The organism is Sutterella sp. (assembly GCF_052272535.1).
Lineage (GTDB): Bacteria > Pseudomonadota > Gammaproteobacteria > Burkholderiales > Burkholderiaceae_F > Sutterella.
Window position 1 is genome coordinate 1 of sequence record NZ_DAVZJY010000274.1, and the last position, 2,749, is coordinate 2,749.

Here is a 2,749-nt window from a genome sequence, read left to right on the forward strand (position 1 = left end):
TCTGCGGGATCGGGCTTGAGCGAGAAGAGCACGACCTCTCCATCAACGTGGCGGTCGGGCGCCCGGGTAATGCGGAGCTCCGTGAGGTTCTCCTGGTCCGGGCCGAAGCGCACGGCGGTCGCGTCCTCACTCAGGTCGCCGTTGATCATGCGGTCGATGAGGCCGAAGGCGAGGAGGTTCGCCGCGGGCTGCATCAGGCCGTCGATATTGATCTCCATCTCGGAGCGCCCGAGCGATCCGAGCCCGTAGGTTGCGATGAAGTGTTCGCCCATCTCCTCGCGCAGGCCGGCGCTCACGACGCAGAGCGACGGGAATTCGCCTTCCTTCAGGGGCTGCGCCGCGTCGACGTAGTAGCCCGCTGGTTCGAGGACGCCCAAGAAATGGACGCCCAGAGGCTCGTTCGTGCGGCAGAGGGCCGCGAGGATCTGCGCGTAGAGCGAGGCGGCGTCCTTCGGGTCGGCCGTGCCCGCGCGCACCGAGAGGTCGATCGACCCCTCGTGGCGCACGAAGAGGGCTTCGGCCTCGCGCGTGTAGACGTTGCGCCGCGCCGCCTGCGCGAGCGAGGCGTCATTGATCCGCCCGCGGGTGAGGACGATCTCACCCTCGATGAAGCCCACTCGGAAGGTGAACCGGTCGGGGTCTTCGGGCGAGCGGTCACGGATCATGAGGCCCCAGGCGCGGGAGAGCTCGTCGGTGAAGGCGTCCTTGCGCAGCTCCAAGCACGTCGCGGGCAGGAGCAGCACCGCATGGAAGACGCCCGGCGTCAGGGCGGGCAGCAGTTCGCGCTCGAAGTTGTTGCGCCGTCCGAGGCGCTCCTCTTCGGCGAGAAGCAGCTGGTAGCCCGTGGGGGCCATGGTCATGAGGCGCGCCTTGAGAAGCTGATACTCCTCGTTCTCGGGGCCGGACTCGCGCAGGATGAGGTGCGCGAGCGGGAAGACCGAGGCGCATTCGGGCGTGGGCGAGACTTCGCACGCGCGGCGGAAGTGCGCCGTCGCGCCCGCCTTGTCGCCCGAGCGTTCGGTCGCCATGCCGAGGAGCCACTCCCGGGTGGAGGCTTCCTCGTCGCTCGTGGGGACGAGCGAATGGGCAAGCTCGAGCGCAGGCTTGGGATCGGCGTTCAGAAGGAGCGCGAGCGTCATGCCTTCGCCCACGGCGAAGGTGCGGTGTTGGGCGGGAATATGCTCGAGCACGCGGTAGGAGCGCCGGCGGCTGCGCCGGCCGAGCCAGTACTTGGAGAACTCCAGCAGGTACTGCGCGTCGCCCGGCTCCCAGTGGTCCGCCATCGGCACCTTCAGGAAGGCGCGCAGGAACGGGAGCTTCGCGAGCCCCGCGTGCTTCTTCTCGCAGCCGGGGAAGAAGGCCGCGAACCATTGGGCGTCTTCGGGCGAAAGGGGCTGCGCCGCAGCGTTCTTCGCCAAACTCCCGCCGGCCTCCTCGGGCTCGTCGTCGGGCGCGTCGGGGCCCTTCAAAAGGGTGACGCCGCCGCCCTCCGTCTCGTCGGACTCAGAAACTTCGTCGATCAGGCGCTCGACGCTCGAGAGGAACTTCTGCATGTCGGCGAGGAAGTCCGCCTGCGCCTTCTCCGTGACGGCGTCCCCCAGGGCGGCGGCCCGTGCGGCAAGATCCTTCGGGAAGCCGCTCATCAAATCGGTTCCAGCGGCCGCGCCTTCGCCCGACTCGGCTTCGCTCTGCGAGGCGTGCTCGAGGAGGCGCGTGAGGTTTTCGGTCACGGCGTCGACTTCGGGCGGCGTCTCCTCATCCGGGGCGCCTTCGACGGGAGCGGCTTCAGGTGCACCCTCCGAGGCGGCCTCGGCCTCGGCTTCCGCTTCAGGCACCGGCGCAAAGGCGTAGGAGAGCTCGAGCGGCCCGAAGAGCGTCCGGGCGGCATCTTCGAGCATCTCCGCGGCGACGCGGGTCTTCACGTCCTCGCGCATCGGTCCGGTGACGAAGGCGCCGAGAATCTTCTCCGCCGCGCGGTCGTCAATGAGCGGCACGCCCACGACCGGGCCCGAGGCGCAGTCGACCGCGGCCGAGCCGCCGAACCAGATGAGCGCGTCGGCGTGGTCCTGGCCGATGAAGAGCCGGTCGATGCGGTCGCGCAGGGGAGCGAGTTCCTCGCGGGCGATCTGAGGCCCCCAGGGCGAGAGCATTTCGGGCGCGTGGCGGATGAGGCTCACGAACCGGCGGCGGTCCCAGCCGTCGCGCTTGATGCTGTCGCCCAAGGTGAGCGCCATCAGGAATTGATCGGTGCGCAGCTCCGTGTGGAGCGGGAAGTGCCGGCAGAGGAAGTCCTCGAACGCCGGTTCGAGCTCGGCCCAGGTCATCCAGTCCACGATCGGGGCTTCGTCGGGGAGGTCGACGACGAACCCCGTCTCGATTCCGCGGGCGTGGAAGTGCGCGGCGATCCGCTCCGCGGCGGCCAGCCTCTCGGGCGTCTTCCATTCGGCGCCGACCGCGAAGAGAACCTTCCGCAGGGGCACGTCCGCCGTGGGAAGGCGCATCTCGTCGATCCACTGCTCGACGCCGTCTTGACCGAGAAGAAGCGGCCGGTAGCCCGGGAACGCCCAGGCCCCGCGGCCGGGTTGGCCGTTGACGCCTTCGTCCGCTGCGGCGTGCCGGAGAATCTCCGCGGCGTCGGCGACGCTCCGGGCCATCACGCCCCAGCCGCCGAAGCGCCAGGAGGGCGCAAACCCTTCGATCGAGGTGAAGATTCCAGGACTCGCGCGGAAGCTCGCGAGGCCGTGAGAGA

Annotated in this window: 1 protein-coding gene; it reads right to left on the reverse strand. The window is 69.5% G+C overall.

Annotated features, from left to right (window positions below; all coding sequences use genetic code 11):
* Nucleotides 1–2,749, reverse strand: a 2,749-nt coding sequence (locus ACT6Y9_RS10190) for a hypothetical protein (RefSeq protein WP_443744448.1), incomplete at both ends; no start/stop codon positions are given.